Annotated in this window: 17 protein-coding genes; 11 read left to right on the plus strand and 6 right to left on the minus strand. The window is 42.3% G+C overall.

Annotation, left to right across the window (positions count from 1 at the left end; genetic code table 11):
• Positions 1-13: 13 nt before the first annotated feature.
• Together ACRHOZ_RS13015 and ACRHOZ_RS13020 are read right to left on the minus strand one after the other, a co-directional pair.
• Complete coding sequence (locus ACRHOZ_RS13015) at positions 14-289, minus strand: hypothetical protein (protein ID WP_148214262.1); 276 nt, start codon at positions 287-289, stop codon at positions 14-16.
• 8 nt (positions 290-297) lie between these two features.
• Complete coding sequence (locus ACRHOZ_RS13020) at positions 298-1,452, minus strand: hydrogenase expression protein HypE (protein WP_049764813.1); 1,155 nt, start codon at positions 1,450-1,452, stop codon at positions 298-300.
• A 298-nt stretch (positions 1,453-1,750) separates the two neighbouring features.
• On the opposite strand from ACRHOZ_RS13020, the gene ACRHOZ_RS13025 reads away from it, so the two are divergent.
• The gene (locus ACRHOZ_RS13025; protein ID WP_012813805.1) at positions 1,751-2,863 is read left to right on the plus strand and encodes an ATP-binding protein; all 1,113 of its coding nucleotides are present in this window, start codon (positions 1,751-1,753) and stop codon (positions 2,861-2,863) included.
• 61 nt (positions 2,864-2,924) lie between these two features.
• Here ACRHOZ_RS13025 and ACRHOZ_RS13030 read toward each other — a convergent pair whose 3' ends face one another.
• The gene (locus ACRHOZ_RS13030; RefSeq protein WP_431126304.1) at positions 2,925-4,187 is read right to left on the minus strand and encodes a tyrosine-type recombinase/integrase; all 1,263 of its coding nucleotides are present in this window, start codon (positions 4,185-4,187) and stop codon (positions 2,925-2,927) included.
• A gap of 182 nt (positions 4,188-4,369) precedes the next feature.
• A complete protein-coding gene (locus ACRHOZ_RS13035) occupies positions 4,370-4,597 on the minus strand; it encodes a helix-turn-helix domain-containing protein (protein ID WP_431126306.1) in 228 nt (75 codons plus the stop codon).
• A gap of 98 nt (positions 4,598-4,695) precedes the next feature.
• Here ACRHOZ_RS13035 and ACRHOZ_RS13040 point away from each other — a divergent pair, with 98 nt between their 5' ends.
• The 6 genes from ACRHOZ_RS13040 to ACRHOZ_RS13065 all read left to right on the plus strand — a co-directional run bounded on the left by ACRHOZ_RS13040 (position 4,696) and on the right by ACRHOZ_RS13065 (position 13,984).
• The gene (locus ACRHOZ_RS13040; RefSeq protein ID WP_431126308.1) at positions 4,696-4,962 is read left to right on the plus strand and encodes a hypothetical protein; all 267 of its coding nucleotides are present in this window, start codon (positions 4,696-4,698) and stop codon (positions 4,960-4,962) included.
• A gap of 209 nt (positions 4,963-5,171) precedes the next feature.
• Positions 5,172-6,602: an alpha-L-fucosidase gene (locus ACRHOZ_RS13045; RefSeq protein WP_431126310.1), complete on the plus strand. Its 1,431-nt coding sequence runs from the start codon at positions 5,172-5,174 to the stop codon at positions 6,600-6,602.
• Positions 6,603-6,684: 82 nt separating this feature from the next.
• Positions 6,685-9,465 carry an NPCBM/NEW2 domain-containing protein gene (locus ACRHOZ_RS13050; RefSeq protein ID WP_431126312.1) on the plus strand — a complete coding sequence of 927 codons (2,781 nt, stop codon included), beginning with the start codon at positions 6,685-6,687 and terminating at the stop codon, positions 9,463-9,465.
• Between the two features lie 10 nt (positions 9,466-9,475).
• Positions 9,476-10,480 (plus strand): metallophosphoesterase, encoded by a 1,005-nt coding sequence (locus ACRHOZ_RS13055; protein ID WP_431126313.1) that lies wholly within the window; start codon positions 9,476-9,478, stop codon positions 10,478-10,480.
• Positions 10,477-12,621: a GDSL-type esterase/lipase family protein gene (locus ACRHOZ_RS13060; RefSeq protein WP_431126315.1), complete on the plus strand. Its 2,145-nt coding sequence runs from the start codon at positions 10,477-10,479 to the stop codon at positions 12,619-12,621. The genes ACRHOZ_RS13055 and ACRHOZ_RS13060 overlap by 4 nt, the downstream gene beginning before the upstream one ends.
• A gap of 28 nt (positions 12,622-12,649) precedes the next feature.
• Positions 12,650-13,984 carry an alpha-L-fucosidase gene (locus tag ACRHOZ_RS13065; protein ID WP_431126317.1) on the plus strand — a complete coding sequence of 445 codons (1,335 nt, stop codon included), beginning with the start codon at positions 12,650-12,652 and terminating at the stop codon, positions 13,982-13,984.
• Between the two features lie 6 nt (positions 13,985-13,990).
• On the opposite strand, the gene ACRHOZ_RS13070 is transcribed toward ACRHOZ_RS13065, so the two are convergent.
• Complete coding sequence (locus ACRHOZ_RS13070) at positions 13,991-14,821, minus strand: amidohydrolase family protein (RefSeq protein WP_431126319.1); 831 nt, start codon at positions 14,819-14,821, stop codon at positions 13,991-13,993.
• A gap of 229 nt (positions 14,822-15,050) precedes the next feature.
• Between ACRHOZ_RS13070 and ACRHOZ_RS13075 the strand changes: the two genes are divergently transcribed.
• The 4 genes from ACRHOZ_RS13075 (at position 15,051) to ACRHOZ_RS13090 (ending at position 18,955) form a co-directional block, all read left to right on the plus strand.
• Positions 15,051-15,380: a YegP family protein gene (locus tag ACRHOZ_RS13075; RefSeq protein ID WP_420401900.1), complete on the plus strand. Its 330-nt coding sequence runs from the start codon at positions 15,051-15,053 to the stop codon at positions 15,378-15,380.
• Between the two features lie 253 nt (positions 15,381-15,633).
• Positions 15,634-16,764, plus strand: coding sequence for a galactokinase (gene galK / locus ACRHOZ_RS13080; RefSeq protein WP_431126321.1), 1,131 nt, complete (start codon positions 15,634-15,636; stop codon positions 16,762-16,764).
• A gap of 2 nt (positions 16,765-16,766) precedes the next feature.
• Positions 16,767-17,807 carry a UDP-glucose--hexose-1-phosphate uridylyltransferase gene (locus tag ACRHOZ_RS13085; protein WP_431126323.1) on the plus strand — a complete coding sequence of 347 codons (1,041 nt, stop codon included), beginning with the start codon at positions 16,767-16,769 and terminating at the stop codon, positions 17,805-17,807.
• A gap of 11 nt (positions 17,808-17,818) precedes the next feature.
• Positions 17,819-18,955: a formylglycine-generating enzyme family protein gene (locus ACRHOZ_RS13090; protein ID WP_431126325.1), complete on the plus strand. Its 1,137-nt coding sequence runs from the start codon at positions 17,819-17,821 to the stop codon at positions 18,953-18,955.
• Here ACRHOZ_RS13090 and ACRHOZ_RS13095 read toward each other — a convergent pair.
• Positions 18,948-20,993: a DUF2231 domain-containing protein gene (locus ACRHOZ_RS13095; protein WP_431126327.1), complete on the minus strand. Its 2,046-nt coding sequence runs from the start codon at positions 20,991-20,993 to the stop codon at positions 18,948-18,950. The genes ACRHOZ_RS13090 and ACRHOZ_RS13095 overlap by 8 nt on opposite strands.
• Between the last annotated feature and the right edge of the window lies 1 nt (position 20,994).

The raw sequence follows: 20,994 nt of genomic DNA on the forward strand, positions 1-20,994 counted from the left end.
TTCAATTAATACATTATTCCAAAGCTTCTGCCACCAAAGTGGCATGTGCTTCAATGGCCTCTGCTTCTTTCTGAATACCCGCGGCCACGTTGTTTGTGGTCTCTAATTCCCAAATACTGTTCGTATTGTTCTTTATCTGGGTCACTATTTCCAAAGCGGCCCCAGCCAGTCTAAGAATACGTTTGGCAGCCAACCATACCAAAATCAATAGTACTGCAGCAATAACAACAATTACCGAGACCAAGGCTAGTCCAATCAACCATTCGTTTAAAAGTGCTTCGTTTTCCATTTCCATTTTTATTTATTGGAACCAGGTTTAGGGCTATCACTAAACTGCATTTTCTCATAGGTATAATGCATCACCTTTTTGACCAAATTGGGCTCTTTGACATGTCCCCAGCCGGAGGGTACCTTGCCCTCTTTGTTCCACTTTGGGGTCCGGTTTTGGAACGCCATCGTCATTTCGCGCAAATTGCGGATAACTGTGCCGGTTACACGTGAAATATTGGAGGAAACCATTGTTCCCGGAGCCGTTTTATAAAATGGTGCAAAACTATCGGGAAACCCGGGCATGGTGCACCCTATACAAGGAGCACCCACATTCATACATCCACCTGCGTGATTTAGGGCTCCTCTTTTGTTTATGTTGCATTGCACCACTGGGCCCCAACATCCTATTTCTACCAAACATTCCTTGTCCCCATGTTCTTCGGCAAAAGTACCTTCCTCATAAAATCCTGCTCGGGTACATCCTCTATGGACCGTTTCATCAAATAACCATGATGGTCTCCCTAGCTCATCGAATTCCGGTAAGGGGGCCAATCCATTGAGAAATAGCAACACGGCCGCAATGGTCTCGGTAATATTATCACCCTGTGGAGCACATCCAGGAATATTGACCACTGGGAGCCCAAGAGCACTTCGATAATCCTCACCCAATAAATCCATGACACTAGCTGCATTCGTTGGATTATTTGCAGCAGCAGGGATTCCTCCCCATGTTGCGCAGGTCCCTACCGCGATGACTGCTGCAGCATGTTCTGACATTCTGGTTACCCAACTTGACGAAGGTATGGGTTGTGGATCACCATTCTCATCCTCATCGGCCCCGAGTCCAGACCAGTATCCTCCTGTCTGCGCCGCTATACTTTCGTCCATAATTGAACCTTCACATAGCACTACAAATGGAGCGCCAAGTTCTCCCTTGGCCGCCAAACGAAAAGGTTTAATGAACTCCTCCCCAGCATTCACGGATAAAACAGGATGATGTAAAATAACTTTCGCCGCTCCGGGTATTGTTCCGTTTAGAAGATTTTCAACCGAAGGATTTGTTGCACCTACAGTAGCAATAGAGCATCCATCACAACTGCCTCCTGCAATCCAAAAGGCATGTACCACATCAAAAACATTGGAAATGGGACCTTGAAAGTGTTTGGCTAGATTTTGTGTCATATCTTCATAAAATTAGAGCAAAAGCTTTTAAATTCTTAATAGAATTACACATTTATTATAGAAAATATTTTCTAATCATAGGTTAATTGATTTCGGGATTGTTTGTAAAAGGGTGGTTTCAAATCAAACTGGAAAACCAAATTAAAGTGTGCTCTAAGCATAGAAATCCATTACCATTCATTTTGATAGGTTATGGGTTTTATAAACGGGACCTTTTTCGAGACAAAATTTTTAGACGAAAAGAGAATTATATTCACTAAAAAGCATTACTTTTAGTGAATACATTCACTAGATTCATATGATTAAGCGGATTTTAGAAGAAAAAATCACTCAACGGCTTGATAAGGGAAAAGCAATTCTGGTCATCGGACCCAGACAAGTTGGAAAAACGACCTTGATCAATTCCATTTTGGACAATAGGGAACATCTGTTTTTGGATGGTGATGATTCCACCGTCAGAAACCTATTGACCGACCCCAATACCGAGCAATTAAAGAGCATTATAGGCAACCACAATACTTTGTTCATCGATGAGGCCCAACGTATTGAGAATATAGGGTTGACCTTAAAAATCATTACCGACCAATTCAAAAAAGTACAGTTATTGGTAAGCGGATCTTCAGCCTTTGAATTGAACAACCAGACCAGCGAACCATTGACCGGAAGAAAATGGGAATACAAATTGTATCCAATTTCTTGGCGGGAATTGGAGGACAGTATTGGTTATGTAAAGTCAGAGCAGCAGCTCGAATTGAGAATCCTTTATGGTATGTATCCTGATGTCATTAACAATCTTGGGGACGAAATCGAGGTTTTAAAACAATTGACCAATAGTTATCTCTACAAAGATATTTTGGCATTTAGCGGAATACGAAAGCCCCAAATGCTGGAAAAGTTACTTCGTGCTCTGGCCTTGCAGTTGGGCAGCGAGGTGAGTTACAACGAACTTGCCCAATTGGTAGGCGTTGATAAGAACACCGTTGCCAATTACATCGATGTTCTTGAAAAAGGGTATGTTGTTTTTAGGCTATCTAGTTTCAGTAGGAATCTAAGGAACGAAATAAAGACCAACCAAAAGATTTACTTCTACGATACAGGTGTTAGAAACGCTGTCATCGGTAATTTCAATCTGTTGGACAGCAGAAGCGATAAGGGGGGGCTCTGGGAGAACTTCTTGATAGCCGAGCGTATCAAAAAACTGGCCTACGATGGCTCTTTGGCCAATTCCTATTTTTGGCGAACAAAACAGCAACAGGAAATCGATTACGTTGAAGAAGTCTCAGGCCAAATAACAGGTTATGAGTTCAAGTGGAGTGAAAAAGCAAAAGCAAAGCTTTCCAAGTCCTTTATGGTAAGTTACAATGCCGCTATCGAAGTAATCCACAGAAATAATTTTAGGGAATTTGTTTAGCACTTTCCAGATACTAATCTCTACTAACATATAAACGGGCTGAAAATCCTTTAAGACTAATTCAATCCAATCCCCAAGCCTCCTTCAATTTTTGGGCAGCTTCATAATTAGAGATTTTCAGATAACGGCGAAAGGCCTTTTCAGATTTATGCCCTGAAATTTTCATTATCAACTGTACATCGATGCCATTCAAGTAAGCATTGGTACAAAAAGAACGCCTGCACGTATGGGAACTTATTAATTTGTATTTTTCTAAAAGTTGTGCCTCTTTGATAGTTCCACGTTTATGTTCGATTTCAACTTTCTGGTGAAGTTTGGCCGAATCGCCCAGTTCTTTTACGCGCCTATTAAAGGTAAAAGAATCAATATCAGGGGCATACCCGCTGTATTTATCTAAGATTGCTTTGACCTGCTTACGAAGCGGCACTACTATTCGGCCAGAAGTTTTCTTTTGCCGAATATTCAAAAATCCTTCACTATCCAAATACTCAGGTCGGATTCTAGAGATATCGGAAAATCGAAGTCCGGTTAAACAACCGATTACAAAGAAGTCTTTTACCTTTTCCAATTCTTTATCTTCTTTACAATCGACATCGGCAATGGCCTGTATCTCATCATCGGTTAGGTAAATATGGTCAACCTCTTCCTGAACTACCTTGAATGCAGATAGGTCAATGGGTTTAATACGGTTTCTTCGCACTCGATCATTTAGAAATGCTTTTAGGTTTTTAACCAATTTGCCGATGGTATTGTTTTTCATACCAACACCTCCATTTTTCAAGGGCGCATGATAGGCAAGGTAATCCGTCCACTCTTGGTAAAAATGATAATCGAAGGCGTTAAAGTCTATTATAATACCGGAAAACTCTTCAAAACCTTCCAGATGCTTTTTAAGGGAATTGTAATCTTTAATAACATCCTTAACTACCTTTCCTTTTTTACTTTCCAAATAATCTTCAAACTCGGTAAAAAAGTCTTGAAGTGGTTTTTGATTTACCGATGGTTCCCCTTCTTCAAATTGTTTTTTGAATAGTTTTTTTGAAAGTGGTTTGCCTTGGTTTTGAAAAGAAGTAACTATTTGATTTGCTAAACTGTCCATTTGGGTCAGTTGAACAAATTCGGATGCCACTTCTTTGGACTTTTTAAGAAATGATTTTTCCTTGTTCCAATATTTTAAGGGAACTTCAATTCCGGTATCAATCTGAACACGAGCATGACGATCTTCATAATATCTTAGTTTTATACTATGAGTTCCATTAAGGTTTGATTTATCAGATATGTAAAACTTATAATTGTACATCAGCGTGCTGCATTCGTGCTGCATTTTTCACGAAAAGTAGTGTTTTATGATGTAAAATAAAAATCAACATTCATCTAAAATATTGATAATCAATAGAATAATGTATGTTAATGAAAAGTTAAATTGTTGTGGAAGCATCCCGTCCAGACCGCAAAACCCTTCAACTTTGTTGAAGGGTTTTTTGTTTTGAGATCATTTCATTGTAGTTACATCCCTTTGAAAAAATCCCCCAAAGAAATACCGTGTATTTTAAGAATTCTGATTAAGGTATTGATGGTAAAATTTTCTCCCTTCTCCAAACGCCAGTAATTTTTGCGTGGCAAGCCATTTTCTATGGCAAAAGTTTCATAACTGGTATACCCAGCTTTGATTCTTAGCTCCTTAAGCCTAACGGCTACGGCCTCCCTTTCCTTTATAAAATTCTCTTTCTGCATAAATGGAAAGTTCCAGAAAACCCTTGATTCACATTACGTCATAAATAGCGTGATTTTTATTATATTTAGATACTACTTAACCTATAAACTCAAAATTTATGTTGTCCCAAACTCTAAACAAAACCAGCTATGCTCTTGGCGTCAATACAGGAGCCAAATTCCTATTTCAAGATTCCTTGGATACCCTAATGAAATCAAGCTGTTTTGACTTTATGGTATATAAAGTTGTCAATGGAAACACCGAAAACCTATCGGATTATGATTGTTGGCTGGAAACCATCGAAATTGATAAATGTACTTTTCAGCTTCTTCATTTGAATCTCTGTCAAAAATTGAGAAGAATTATAAGAAGAGAAATCCCGTAGTTTTTAGACCGTCATACTCTGCTATTTCTTAGAATAAGCAAAAAAAGTATCGACAGAAGCATAATTTCTAGAAGCTAACCTTGGCTAAGGCCGCTATTTTTACAACTTGCTACAACATTTACTCCAATAATTCCAAAGAACTGGACTAAAACATCGATATGAACAGCTCAAAAAAACTAACTGTCCTTATACTCTTTTGTTTATTTAGCATGGCGCTAATACACGCCCAAAAACCTTATGAACCCACATGGGAATCTCTGGATTCCAGACCAGTTCCCGATTGGTTCCAAGATGCCAAATTTGGAATCTTTATCCATTGGGGCCCCTACTCCGTACCGGCATGGTCGCCCAAAGGAACCTATTCTGAGTGGTATCAATATTGGTTACAAAGCTCCGCCCTTTTTGGGAATGGGGATTTTAAAGGGGACGAGGTCACCCAATACCATAACAAGAAATATGGAGCGGATTTTAGCTATTACCAATTTGGTGATCTTTTTAAGGCCGATTTATTTGAACCAGACGAATGGGCACAACTCTTTGAGAAAGCCGGAGCCAAATACATTGTTCTAACCTCCAAACATCATGATGGATTCACCCTATGGCCCAACGAGCAAGCCAATGACCGAGGTTTTGCCTGGAACAGTATGGAAATAGGCCCCAAAAGGGATTTGGTTGGCGAACTTTCTACAGCCATCAAAAAAACGCCCATTAAAATGGGGCTATACTATTCTTTATACGAATGGTACCATCCATGGTGGCAAAATGACAAGCCCCGCTTTGTAGACGAGCACTTCCTCCCCCAAATCAAAGATTTGGTGCAAAAATACGAACCGGATGTGCTTTGGGCGGACGGAGAATGGGATATGGAAGATGACAAATGGAAGTCCAAGGAATTTCTTGCCTGGCTCTTCAATGAATCCTCCGTCAAGAACTCCATTGTAATCAATGACCGTTGGGGAAAAGGGATTCGAAAAATACACGGAGGCTATTTTACCACGGAATACGAATCCGAAGCTCCTGAATTTACCAAACCCTGGGAGGAATGCAGGGGTATGGGTTTCTCCTTTGGATATAACCAAAATGAAGATGCCCAAGATTACAACTCTCCCAAAGCCTTGGTCTTGATGCTTGTCAACATTGTTAGTACCGGTGGGAATTTGTTGTTGGACATTGGACCGGATGGGCGCGGTTCCATTCCACCCATCATGCAGGAACGTCTCCTGAACATTGGACAATGGTTGAAAACCAATGGCGAGGCCATCTATGGCACTAGACCATGGAAGCACTCTTTTCAATGGTCTGAAGGTATTCAAAATTACAAACCTGAACAGCATTATTTGGGTGGGGATTTTATCTTGAAGCAAACCGTTGACCCGGAAGAAGGATATGCGGTCAAGGAAGCATTTTTTACGCAAAATCAAGAAGCCTATTTTGCCATAGTCCCAAAATGGCCTGGCAAGGAACTTACCATACGGGATTTTAAGCCTAAAAAAGGAGCTAAAGTAGTACTGCTCGCCACTGGGGAAGAAGTAACTTGGAAACAAGCTGGTAAGGACATGATTCTAGTAATGCCAGAATATGATCCCAACAAGATTAAGCCCACGGATCTATATGCTTATACCTTTAGAATAACAAAATAAGGGTAAGCTATTTTTGGGCTATTAGCGGATTAAGGGACAAAATCCTTTATGACCAACTCCCTATAATACGAAAGTGGATGAGATGAAAACACTTAAGGTTTTAGTATTCATTTTGATGGGCGCACCTTTGATCTATGCCCAATCCCATGTTGATGTTGGTGACTTGGAAATTACCCTGGCCCAACAAAGCTATAGCGCTCCTGTAAAAAACAAATCCGTTACAGGTGAACCATTGTCTATAGCTGGTGAAGGGTTTGACAAAGGAGTTGGTGTGCATGCCAGTTCCTCCCTCAAAATCAAAATGTATGATGGATCTAGTTTTTCGGCCAAGGTCGGTATCAACGATTCCAAGATAGACTATTCGGCAAGCTCGATCAAAAGCATTCCGTTGACTGATGGTAAACGCATGTTTTATCAGGTAACAGATACCCGCAAACAGTTTGTAGGCCTTGAAGGTGTCAACGGAAAAGTTGATGAAGGCAGTGCCATTTTTAAAGTGCTTCATAATGGCAAGGAGGTCTATAACAGTGGTTTGATGCGCATGGGCGATAAAGCTAAAATTGTGGATCTCCAAGTCAAAGGCGGCATGATGGAATTGATTGTTGAAAATGGCGGCGATGGAGCCAGCGGTGACCATGCCGTTTGGGCAAATCCAAGCATCGAGTATTTTGAGATTGCCCCAATCATTGTGGAAACCGAATACGTTGGTGAAGCTCCAACAATGGACAAAACCCTAGAGGAACGCTTGATGGCGAAGATAAGCGCCCTGCCTCGGATAGAAACGCCTTTGGCCCAACCCAAATACGATTGGCTTCTAGACAGTTCCCATGCCAAGGCCAATATCTATCGCACCAACACCAACAAAGATATTGTTCTGTCCAACGGACTTGTAGCTCGAGTTTTTCGCCTATCCCCCAATCTGGCAACCATTGATTATATCAATCAAATGACAGGTGAAAGTTTACTTCGTGCAGTTTCCAATGAAGGAGTATTGACCATAGATGGCAAACCTTATACCATAGGCGGACTCAGCAAACAACCCGAATACGCATACACCCTAATGACATGGGTTGATCAGTTGGCCGCCACTCCAAATGCCTTTCTAATCCAAGATTTCGAAATAAAAAAAATCGAAGACCGTCTGGAATGGAAACGCGTCCGATGGGCTTCAAACCCAAATATGCCCAAGGGAAAGGAATTGGTGTTCACTTTGGTTAAGGACGATATCAAAGTCAAAGTCCATTATGCACTATACGATGGATTGCCCACTTTGAGTAAATGGATAGAGGTCATCAATGAAGGGGATTTGTTGGTGCAATTGAATCATTTTAAGTTGGAACAATTGGCCATGGTTGAAGGCGAAAGTTTGGTGGATATTCCAAAGCATTTTGAAAAACCGAATATTCACATTGAAACAGATTATGCCTTTGGGGCTATGCAGCAAAAAACATCGGATAAAACCACCTACTGGGAAGTAGATCCCCGATACACTTCCCAAACCAACTACCCACTGCAATTGCCGTGTGTCTTGGAGGTACGACCGCCGCTGGGACCGGACACAGGCATTCCTCCTGGGGAGACCCTGACCACTTTCAGGGTATGGGAAACCCCGTTTGATAGTTTTGACAAGGAACGCAAGGGGCTTTTCTTAAGAAAAATGTATCGGACCATTTCACCATGGACCACAGAAAATCCCATTTTTTTGCATCTGACCTCAACGGATCCACAAAAGATAAAAACCGCGGTGGACCAATGTGCTGAAGTGGGTTATGAAATGATTATCTTAAGCTTCGGAAGCGGATTGGATATGGAAAAAGAGTCCGAGGCCTATTACCAAAAATTCAGGGATTTGGTAGCCTATGCCAATTCCAAGGGAGTGGAACTCGGAGGTTATTCCCTCCTCTCCAGTAGATGGATCAGTGATGAGGTGGATGTCATCAACCCTAAAACCGGAAAACGAGGAGGTATGATCTTCGGTTCATCACCTTGTTTGAGCAGCGACTGGGGCTACGATTATTTTAGAAAAATCAAAAAGTTCTTTACCAAAACGGGGATGCAGGTCTTTGAAAATGACGGATCCTATCCAGGAAACGTTTGCGCTTCAACCCGACATGCGCATCACAATGGATTGGAAGATTCCCAATGGAAACAGTATGCCCAAATCCAAGGATTGTACAAGTGGATGCGTGCCCAGGGGATTTATATGAACGTCCCCGATTTCTATCTCAATTCAGGAACCAACAAAACGGGTATCGGTTATAGGGAAGTCAATTGGTCCTTGCCCAGAAACAGACAATTGGTATTGGGGCGTAGCAACATTTATGATGGGCTATGGAAAAGCATTCCCAGTATGTGCTGGACATTTGTTCCCTTGACGGAATATCATGGTGGTGGCGCTGCTGCGACACTTGAACCTTTAAATGAACATTTGGATGCCTACGAAAGCCATATGATGCAGAACTATGGTTCTGGGGTTCAGGCTTGTTACCGTGGTCCTAGATTGTATGACACCCCAAAGACCAAGGAGGTAGTCAAAAAGGTCATTGATTGGTATAAGAATTATCGGGAGATTTTGAATAGCGATATCATCCATTTAAGGCGTCCTTCGGGAAAGGATTGGGATGGTTTTATGCACGTGAATCCTAAATTAAAGGAGAAGGGCTTGCTTATGGTATTCAATCCCACAGACAAGGATATGACCAGAAAAATTGACCTTCCTTCATACTATACCGGGCTAACTGATACGGCCAAGGTTAGGGAAAAGGAAGGGTCGTTCAAAACGTATCAGCTAACTAGGGGTTATAAAATCAATATTGAGGTAAGCATTCCAGCGAACGGATACACCTGGCTTGTAATCGAATAAGAAAAAACAAATGGGCACAACGGACAAAACAATCAAGAGTCATAAAAGCAGAAGGGATTTTATCAAACTCTCCGCCATGGGGGGCGCGGCCATGATTTTGCCTTTGGAGGTATTTCCCCATAGCTTCAAAAAGGAATCCCTTGAGATTGGGCTAATTGCAGATGTCCATCAGGATATAATGCATGATGCAGAAGCCCGACTGCAAGCGTTCATGGATGAGGCGAACCAACGCAAGCTCGATTTCATTATCCAACTAGGGGATTTTTGCATTCCTCGGGATCAAAATCTAAATTTCATGTCCATTTGGAACAGCTATTCGGGTCCAAAATACCATGTATTGGGTAATCATGATACTGATCTAGGCTTTACCAAAGAGCAGACCAGAACATTTTGGGACATGCCTTCCAATTATTATTCTTTTGACAAAAAAGGGCTTCATTTTGTTGTACTGGATGGCAACGATCCCAATCCAAAACCTTGGGAAGGCTATAATCGCTATATAGGCGAGGAGCAGCAAAGATGGCTTAAGGAAGATCTTGAAAAAACGGATAAACCCACCATTATCTTCAGTCATCAAACCCTGGAATTGGAAGATGGTGGAGTTGCCAACCTAAAGGAAATTCAAAAGATTTTGGAAGCGGCCAATGCATCTGCTGGATATCAAAAAGTGCTCTGCTGCCTGAGCGGTCATCACCATACCGACTTTATGACCAAAATCAATGGCATTTATTATGTACAGGTCAATAGTGCATCCTATCGCTGGGTGGGCGGTGACTACCAAACTATTCGATATAGTAAGGAAATTGACGCGCAGCATAAATGGATCAAATACACCATTCCCTATAAGGAATCTTTGTTCACCTTCATGAAAATTGAAAAAGACAAAATCACCTTGGAGCCCAGAAAAACGGAATTTGTTGGTCCTGGCCCCAAGGAAATGGGAATGCCTGAACCTGCTCCGCATGACCCCATCGTTCCAACCATCACTGGATTCCAAATGAAATTGAAGTCATGAAGTATCTCTTTTGTTGGCTGACCCTGGTTGCAGTTCTGATATCGTCATGCCAGGATACAAGCCCTTCTAACCGAGCGACCGTTAAAATAGCCTGTGTGGGAAACAGCATTACCTATGGCGCAGGAATGGTCAATCGGGAGATGAATTCATATCCCAAACAATTGCAGCGTCTTTTGGGAGAACAATTTCAAGTTAAAAATTTCGGGGTCAACGGTGCCACACTCCTAAAAAAGGGAGATAACCCGTACTGGGAATCCGGCAAATATCAGGAAGCTTTAGACTTTAACCCTCTCATTGTTCTCATAAAATTGGGCACCAATGACTCCAAGCTTCAAAACCGAACGTATCTGGACACCGATTTTGAAAAAGATTATAAAGAATTGATTGAATCTTTTAAAGTCCAACATCCGTATGCAAGAATAGTATTGCTCTTACCTTTACCCTCTTTCCTTCAGGATTCAACCAGCATTTGGAATCCCATTATCCAAGAAAAGATCATCCCACTTACCCAAAAAGTGGCCTATGAAACAGGAAGTGAAGTTGTGGACCTAAATCAAATATTTGCTGGGGACGAATCCATTTTCCCTGATAAGATTCATCCATCCTCATTGGGAGCCACTAAAATGGCGCAGCGGGTTTATGAACAGCTGGTGCAAAAAACCATATCAGCTTATGACATTTTAGAAAATCAAGATGTTCAAATTGAAAGCAAGGAAAATTTTCACGGGTTTCAACAGACCAATTTCAAATACAAGGATCTGAATTGTAAAGTTGTACAACCCAAACGGACGGTAAATGGAAAACCATGGGTGCTTAGAGCCCGTTTTTGGGGCCACGAACCCCAAACAGATATTGCCTTGTTGGAAAGAGGTTTTCATATTGCCTATTGCGATGTGTCCAATCTGTTTGGAAACAAAGAAGCTGTGAGCCGCTGGAACGACTTTTATGATTTTATGACCCAGGCAGGTCTTTCGGAAAAAGTAGTTTTGGAAGGCATGAGTCGCGGCGGATTGATTATCTATAACTGGGCTGCCGCCAATCCGGAAAAAGTGGTCTGCGTATATGCCGATGCGCCAGTTTTGGATGGTACAAGTTGGCCTGGAGGTAAAGGAAAAGGTAATGGGAGTCTTTCGGACTGGGAAAGGTTTAAACAAGTTTACGGTATTTCTCCTGAAATGGATCTTGACAATTTCAGTGGAAATCCAATACATAAAACTGCAGCCCTCGCCAAAGCAGGGTTTCCCATGCTCCATGTTTGCGGGGAAGCGGATAAGGTAGTTCCAGTTGAAGAGAATACAGTGATTTTCGAGAAGGAAATTCAAGCTGCAGGTGGAGATATTACAACGATTTACAAATCCGATGTAGGTCATCATCCCCACGGTTTGGAAAATCCAACTCCGATTGTGGACTTTATCTTGAGAGCCTCTGACCGAAAAATCAATTTTGCATCCATCCCTTCGCCTGGTTCTGAATACCGTTCCGCTGCTGGATGGAAAGAGGGTAAAGGTTGGTGGTACCAAATGCAAGATATTGACTCTTTAAGTAGAAATTCTGGAGAACTTGATTTATTGCTGATCGGTAATTCAATAACCCAAGGCTGGGGTGGAAACCGTACGCTGACCACCTATAAACCTGGGCTCCCAGCAGCCGAAAAGTACCTTAAAAACTTAAATTGGGTCTGCGCAGGTATTTCGGGTGACCGAACACAACATACCGCCTGGAGAATTAAAAATGGCCATTACGATGAAGGAAATCCAAAGTTTGTCACTCTGGCCATAGGGGTAAACAATTTTCCATATAACTCCGCAAAGGAAATTGCCGACGGCATTCGCTTGAACGTTGAATTATTGAGGGAGAAATTACCCAACTCCAACATCCTACTTTTTGGCCCACTCCCCACTGGTTTGGATAAAAACTCGGATAGAAGAAAGAAGTACAAGAAGGTTCATGAGCTCATCAGTTCCTTCGGAGATGGAAAGTCCGTTCATTATTTCAATTTGATTAAAAATTTCAGTGATGAAGAAGGCAAGCTGGACAGCAATTATTATAGTGCTGACGGCATTCATTTGCAGCCTGCGGGCTATGAGGTGTGGGGCGCATTTATTGCCGAACAAATTGAAAGATTGGAAGCCAATAACTAGAAAATAAAAGTGAATAGAATACTATAAAATGAAAAAACTAATTATCGCCATATCCTTACTGGTTTATCTCCCCATGCACGCCCAAATGCAGGATTCCTTTGCAAGGAAGGAGAAAAAAATGCAATGGTTCAAAGATGCCAAGCTTGGAATTTTTATTCACTGGGGGCTCTATGCCGTGGACGGCATTGATGAGTCCTGGTCTTTTTTTAATGGGTACATTTCCCACAAAGATTACTTAAAACAAACCAAAGGATTCTCGGCAAAAAAATACGATCCACAAGCTTGGGTACAACTAATTATGGAAAGTGGTGCACGCTACTCGGTTATCACCTCCAAGCATCATGATGGTTTTGCTTTGTGGGATACAAAATTTGGCCAGTTGAATGCCGTCAAGGGTTCCGCAGCCAAAAAAGATGTATTGACCCCCTTTGTTAACGAGTTGAGAGAGAACCAACTTAAAGTTGGAATTTATTACTCCTTGCCAGACTGGTCCTATGAGGATTATACCCATTTTACGCGGGACTCCATTCGCTATAAAATTGAAGAAGAGCCCAATCGCTGGAAAAAATTCCTGAACTATTACCAAGGACAGTTGAAAGAGCTATCCGAGAATTACAATCCAGACCTTTATTGGTTTGATGGAGACTGGGAACATAACTCCAAGGAATGGGAAGCTCCCAAAGTAAGGCAGATGCTCTTGGACAAAAATCCAAATACCATTTTAAATTCCCGATTGCGCGATCAAGGCGATTATGCAACTCCAGAACAAGGAATGCCCATTACCAAACCTAAAAGTAAATTTTGGGAACTGTGCATGACCATGAACAACTCCTGGGGCTTTCAAAAAAACGACATCGACTATAAGACTACAGGACAAATCATAGGAATTTTTTCGGATGTAATTGCAAACGGAGGCAACCTCTTGCTGGATATTGGTCCCAAAGCCGATGGAACCATCCCCAAGGAGCAAGTTGATATTTTAAAGGGCTTGGGAAGATGGACCAACAAACATCAAGAGGCCATCTATGGAACGGTTGCCGGTATCCCTAAAGAACATTTTTATGGTCCAACCACTTTATCCAAAGACCGAAGCATTCTTTACCTTTTTGTAAAAGGTAATCCCAAGGGAGAAGTTGTGGTCCGTGGGCTTAAAAACAAAATCAACCGTATTTGGGTGGTAGGTCAAGGTTCAAAACTGTCCCATAAGGTTGTTGGAAAAGTGTACTGGAGCCATTATCCCGGAATCACCTATATCAACGTCCCTGACCATGTTCTGGATGAAGAAATGACTGTACTTGCCCTCCTTCTGGATGGCAAAGTAGACCTATACCGTGAAGATGGAGCGGTTATAGAAAGCAACTAAAACAAGCTATTTCAAGTTGTAAAATGCCATGGCATTGGCACCCATTATTTTGTCCTTTTCGGACTGGCTCAAGCCTGCAATGGCGTTAGTTACCAATTGCTTCACTTGTTGGTAATTGGCAGCCACGAGACAAACTGGCCAATCCGAACCAAACATGACACGATCCGGACCGAAAGCCTCCAAAACCAAATTGATATACGAATCAAACTGATCGGGGACCCAATGTTTATAGTCGGCTTCGGTAACCATTCCTGAGAGCTTACAATGCACGTTTCCGTGCTCTGCAATCTTTTGCATGAGTACGGCCCATCCATCATAAAAACCATCTTTGATATAGGGTTTTGCAATGTGATCAATAACAAATTGCTGGTTGGGAAATTGCTTTACAAATTCCAAAACAGCTCCCAACTGATGGGGGAAAACCAAGATGTCATATGTATAACCGTACTTCTCCAAGAGTAATATCCCTCTGGTAAAACTGGGGCGTAACAAGAAATTATGGTCAGGCTCCCCCTGTACCACATGCCTCCACCCTTTTAGGAAAGGGTTGGATTGGTATTTCTCCAATTCCTTTTCAACGGAAACACTTCGTAAATCCACCCAACCGACAACTCCTTTTACAAATTCATGGGTAGCAGCCAAGTCCAGTAAAAAGTCCGTTTCCTCCAAACTTTGGTCCGCTTGCACTGCTACACAACCGTTGATGTCGTTCTCTGCATAGACCTTTTTTAATTGTTCTGGAAGAAAATCACGGCGGATAATGGCCATTTCATCATCAATCCATGCGTGTTTCTCTGGATTGTAATTCCAAAAGTGTTGATGGGAATCAATGGTCATTTTAGCACTGGTTTTATTGGGTTGGATGTATCAAATCTAATGTTTTTCTTTGGGCAAAGACCTCAATTTTAGAGGGAATTTTGTGATATGAACGTTATCCATTCCCAGATTGGATAACTGGAAAATCAAAGGTGAACAGAGATGAATTGTGACTTTATAAATATTGCTGTGTCTAATTAGCATAGTTTTAAGAAAAAACTTAGTTTTATTACAATTAAAAAATACTACCATGGGTAAATTCGAAATTAAAACAGACAAATCAGGGCAATTTAGATTCAACTTAAAAGCAGGCAACGGGCAAGTAATTCTAAGTAGTGAAGCATACACTACTAAAGCTGCCTGCGAAAATGGGATTGAATCGGTTAAAACAAATTCCCAAGATGACAATCGATACGATAGAAAAACGGCCAAGGATGGAAGTCCTTATTTCAACTTAAAAGCCTCCAACGGTCAGGTCATTGGAGCAAGTGAAATGTATTCCAGCTCTTCTGCCATGGAAAATGGAATTGCATCGGTGAAAAGCAATGCTCCCGGTGCTGATGTAGAGGACAATTCGTAAGGTCTACCAAGGAAATCCTTTTTACATCCAAAAGTTAAAACAGCCCGATTGGGCTGTTTTTTTCTGTTGCCATCATTTCTTCTGCAAGGCCAACACAACACAAATCCAATTGCATAATTCAACAAGTTTCAAATGGAAAATCACAAAATGGGTTTTCTTTTTGAGAATAAATCAATGTCCGATACCAAAAAAAATAGGAAATTAGACGCGCAAAAATCACCCTGGAGAATTACGATAAAATCCTGTCCATACCATGTCGGATTACAAAAACTTTGAAGCTGAAATACTTGTTGAGTCCCCTGGAAGAATCAATCTTATTGGCGAACATTTGGATTATAATGGCGGCCAAGTGCTTCCGGCAGCGATCAATCTGAAAGTCAGACTTCATTTTAGAAAAAACAATAGCTCCATATGCAATTGCTACTCCAAAAATTATGATGATCATTTTGACTTTGACCTAAACCAAATCAAAATCAGTGAAAAGGAATGGCATAACTATTTCTTGGGTGTGGTCCACTTTATTGATCAAGCGCATCCCAATAAAATTGAGGGGTTTGATTGTATTGTGGAAAGTGAACTGCCCATTGGTTCAGGGGTTAGTTCTTCCGCTGCCCTTGAATGTGGTATTGCGAAAGGACTTGACCAGCTGTTTTCCATTGGGCTTACGGATGACGAAATCATAACCATGGCCAGGGATGCCGAGCACCATTTTGTAGGTACCAAATGCGGTATCATGGATCAGTTTGCTGTGGTCCGTGGCAAAAGAGGAAATCTAATTCGTTTGGATTGCAACGATCAATCCTATCAATACATTCCTGCGGATTTCAACTCCTATTCCATTGTGCTGCTAAACACCAATGTATCGCATAATTTGGCCACGAGCGAGTACAACCTTAGACGGCAAGAATGTGAATCGGGACTTAAGTCCATACAAGCCAAATATCCAGAGCAAAAAGTATTGGCACAGGTTCCAGAGGAAATTGTAAATGAGATAGGATCTGGTCTAGCTTCCAAGACTTTTGATAGAATTCGCTATGTGGTTCAGGAAAATGCAAGGACGATTGCCGCTAGTGAAGCTTTGGTAAACGGTGACTTAACAACTTTTGGTCAAAAGCTATTTGAATCCCATTCCGGCTTGAGCCAACTCTATGAAGTCAGCTGTCCTGAGCTTGATTTTCTTGTGGATTTGGCAAAAGGCTTCGAAGGCGTCATTGGATCCAGAATGATGGGAGGTGGTTTTGGAGGCTGTACTATCAACTTGGTTCAGCAAGATCAAGTGGAAGCATTTATTTCAAAGGCGTCCCAAGCCTATTTCGAAAAATTCAATATTCAACTAAGTCCATTCACCGTTGCCATCGGGGATGGGGTAAAACTTGTAAGCTAAGCATGTCAAAAATGTTGACCGAACAACCGCACAGGAGGTATAATATTCTCACAGGGGAATGGATTTTGGTATCACCACACCGAACCAAACGACCTTGGCAGGGAAAGACCGAAAAGTCAGCTGCTGACCAGCGACCACAATACGACCCCAACTGTTACTTGTGCCCTACCAACACCAGGGCCAATGGAGAGATCAATCCAGACTACAAAAGCACTTTTTCCTTTATAAATGATTTTGGTGCCATTGTAATGGACGGGGAACAAACCGAATACAACAAGGGCCTTTTCAAAGCTACATCGGAACAAGGGATATGTAAGGTGATTTGTTTTTCACCTGATCACAGCCTCACTTTACCACTTATGTCGGTAGATGGAATTACCGATGTGGTCAAACTTTGGAAAAAAGAATACGCTGAACTGGGAGCAATGGAAGCTATCAACCATGTCCAGATATTTGAGAACAAGGGAGACATTATGGGATGCAGTAATCCCCATCCCCACGGACAAATTTGGGCGCAATCATCCATTCCGGAAGAACCACGCAAAAAAACGGCGACACAGTTAGCATACTTTCAAGATCATGGAAGGAGCCTTTTGGGGGATTATATAAAACAAGAGCTGGAGGCCAAAGAAAGAATCGTTGTTGAAAATGAGGATTTCGTAGCCCTGGTTCCTTTCTGGGCCATATGGCCCTATGAAGCCATGATCATTCCGAGAAAACACTATTCCAATATTGGGCAACTAAACGCTTCCGAGGAACGATCTTTTGCTGCGATCATCAAGGCATTGACCATAAAGTTTGACAATCTTTTTGAGGTATCCTTCCCATATTCCGGTGGGATTCACCAAGCTCCAACTGATAGCAAAGAGCATCCCGAATGGCATTTCCACATGTCCTTTTACCCTCCCCTATTACGATCCGCCACGGTAAAGAAATTTATGGTGGGTTATGAAATGTTTGGAAATCCGCAGCGCGATATTACTGCAGAAATGGCAGCCAAAAGCTTGAGGGAATTATCCGAAGTACATTACAGCCAATCTTAAAAGACCAAAACATGAACAAAGGAAATTTAATCCGATTCTCGTTTAACTTCCTCCTAGTAGTGGGGGTTTTAGTTATGGGCTGTAAGGAAAAAACTGCCCCGAAAGCCGTTGAAGCTACCCAACCCCCCGTAAAAAAAGAAACGCCAATTACAGTCTTAACCAAAATCCCTGAAGGAATTGAGGTACCAAAAGGTATGGTTTGGATTCCTGGGGGAAACTTCTATCAAGGTGCGGTTGCCAACGATCCCATGGCCATGGGCCACGAAAAGCCGAGCCATCCCGTGGCTGTTGACGGATTTTTTATTGATGTTTCCGAAGTAACCAATGCCCAATATGCCAAATTCACCAAGGAAACAGGCTATATCACTTTGGCGGAACGGAAAATTGACTGGGAAGAAATGAAAAAGCAACTTCCGGTGGGCACACCCAAGCCCCATGATTCCATTTTGCAGCCAGGCTCCTTGGTCTTTCGAGAAGGGATGGTCACCAATCTGCAAGATTATTCCCAATGGTGGAAATGGACCATTGGCGCCAACTGGAAACAACCCAATGGCCCTGGAAGTTCCATAAAAGGCAAGGATAACGAGCCCGTGGTTCATATTGCCTACGAAGATGCCATTGCCTATTGTGAATGGGCCGGCAGAAGATTGCCCACAGAAGCCGAATGGGAATATGCTGCCAGAGGGGGCAATGGCAACGGGATTCATTTTTGGGGTGATGATGTGGATTCCCTATCCAAAAATGCCAATACCTGGACAGGTGAATTCCCACGTACCAATGATCAAAGTGATGGGTATGTGCGCAGAGCTCCTGTAATGTCTTATCCCCCTAACGGTTATGGTCTGCATGATATGGCCGGAAACGTCTGGGAATGGACCAGTGATTGGTACAACAGCAACTATTACAAGGAACAGGCCGCTACTGGCAAAACCCAGCGCAATCCCCAAGGAGCAAGCAGGGCGTTTAACAGCATCAATCCATATGCGGTTGAAAAGGTGATAAAAGGAGGATCCTTCCTTTGCAGTGCTTCCTATTGTGCCAGTTATCGGATTTCCTCCCGGATGGCCACAAGCTTGGATTCAGGACTGGAACATCTAGGATTCCGAACGGTTTTGGATGCCCAACCGAAGCAAAAAGACCCTAGTTAAACACCAATTCATCCAAGAAAATAAAACTCTTCCCGCCTGGGACCGGATGCCAGTCCGGATTTTTAAGGGGACTCTTCACCAATAGTTTGACCTTTTTCAGCTGGGTGGGTGGGATTTCAATATCATAAATCAACCGTTCTATATTGATTGAAGGTTGTCCAAGGGGAAGGTCTATGGATTTTAGTTGTGTATAACTGCTCCCATCCTTGGAACCCCAAACGGTATAACCGACGGGTCTAAAAATCCAATTTGTGGGAATGGAAAGGCTCCCAACGGCAATATGGGATATGGTAGTTGGCTCCTTAAATTCCACGGTAGCAGTCATATGCTTTGCTTCAAACCCCAACCACTTGCCATCCACAAAATTTGAAGTGCCACGTGAAAAGTCCACCAAGGTATTACCTCCTTTGGAAACGTATTTTGGATGCGGTTCGGATGCCAGACTAATTCGATTCACTTTCACCCCGGACTTCAAAAAATCCATGGAGCTTTCCAAGCTAGGTTCCCAACCATCCAAAGTGGCAAATGTTCTTAATTTACCGGTCTCGTTGATGTAAAAAGGCTCCACATATTCTTTGGGTAAGGTATCGTTTTGAGCCGTTTCCAACACGTAGAAGATTTTGGCTCCCTCAAAAAACTGCTCCAAGGAAACTTGGATTGAATCCTTAAAAACCTCATGTTCCGCAATAATTGTAGGCGGACCTAGAGTACTGGCCGCAAAAACGCTATCCGCAATCTGCCCCTGTATTTCCACCTGCCTTTGTTTCTCTTGAAAAGCGAGCAGACCTTCCGGGGTTATTGGGGTTTGCCAAACAAACAACTTTTTTAGATTGGATAATTTGGACAGCTGATCCAGTCCTGTATCATCCACGGCAGTTCCAAAAAGATTAAGGGATTCCAACAGTTTAAACCGCTTGATTTCCTTGAGACCTTCGTTGGTTATCTGGGTGTTCTGCAGCTGCAACTTGATCAAGTTTTTGAAGGGCTTCAACAGCTGGATCATTTCATTGTCCATGTTAGTATAGCCCAAATTTAACTGCACCACATTGTCCTTATAAGTCTCCAATAATTCAAAATCAGCTTCGGAAAGATTTTTACGCTGTAAAAAATTAACCAAGAGCAAGGGCTTTTCCTCTGAAATCAGTTGAGCAGAAATATTGTTCTGCGCCAAGAGGTCCATGAAATCTTGGGGAACCTCATCCACTTTTTCTGCAAGCAACGCCTCGGTAGAAGTGTCCTTTTCCAAGGCCTCCAAGGCAGTCGTCAGCTTTCCTTCGTGATGTAAATCCTCCACCAAACAATCAAAGCAATGCTCGTTTTCCATCCACCATTCCATAAGCATAACCTCCTCTGCTGTAGGCTGCACTTTCCCTTTGGGCGGCATGTGCTCTTCATCTTCCATGGGTAAATGGAGGCGATGCATCAGCAGGCTCATTCCCTCTTGTTCCAAAGAATCCAACAAGGCACCTGAATCTCCCCCTGCAACCAAACTGCTTTCCGAAGTCAGTAACAAACCTCCCTTGGTTTTGCCGCTGTTATGGCAACTTACACACTTTCGCTGCAAAATGGGTTGAACAATATCAGCATACACGGCGGCCTTTTCCACATTTTCAATGACCGGGTCTTCATACTTTTCTGCAAACAAAAAATCCTCTCCATGAGTGAGGCTTCCTCCATAATGGCCTGTTGCTGTAAGCAGAATCAACACCACCACAAATACAGGCATATAGGACTTTTGAGCTTGTTTATTCCTGGATCTCTTTAGAAAGAACAGGACTGCTGCCCCCACCGAAAATGCGATGGCTATCCACCTATGCAAATCCAATAATTGCTCATCATAACCTCCATTCCCACCTAAAAACCATCCTGTGATCACCGATATTAAAGCGCTGATGGCGCCAATTGCCAAGGCGAACAAAATGGTTCCGTTGTCCTTTGGTTGAGGTTTTTTGCGATAATACAACTCCATAAGGAAAGCTAACAGCAATATTCCTATGGGTAAATGGACAAATAAAGGGTGTAAATTTCCTGGTGGCATT

Source organism: Flagellimonas flava (assembly GCF_050617915.1).
GTDB lineage: Bacteria > Bacteroidota > Bacteroidia > Flavobacteriales > Flavobacteriaceae > Flagellimonas > Flagellimonas flava_A.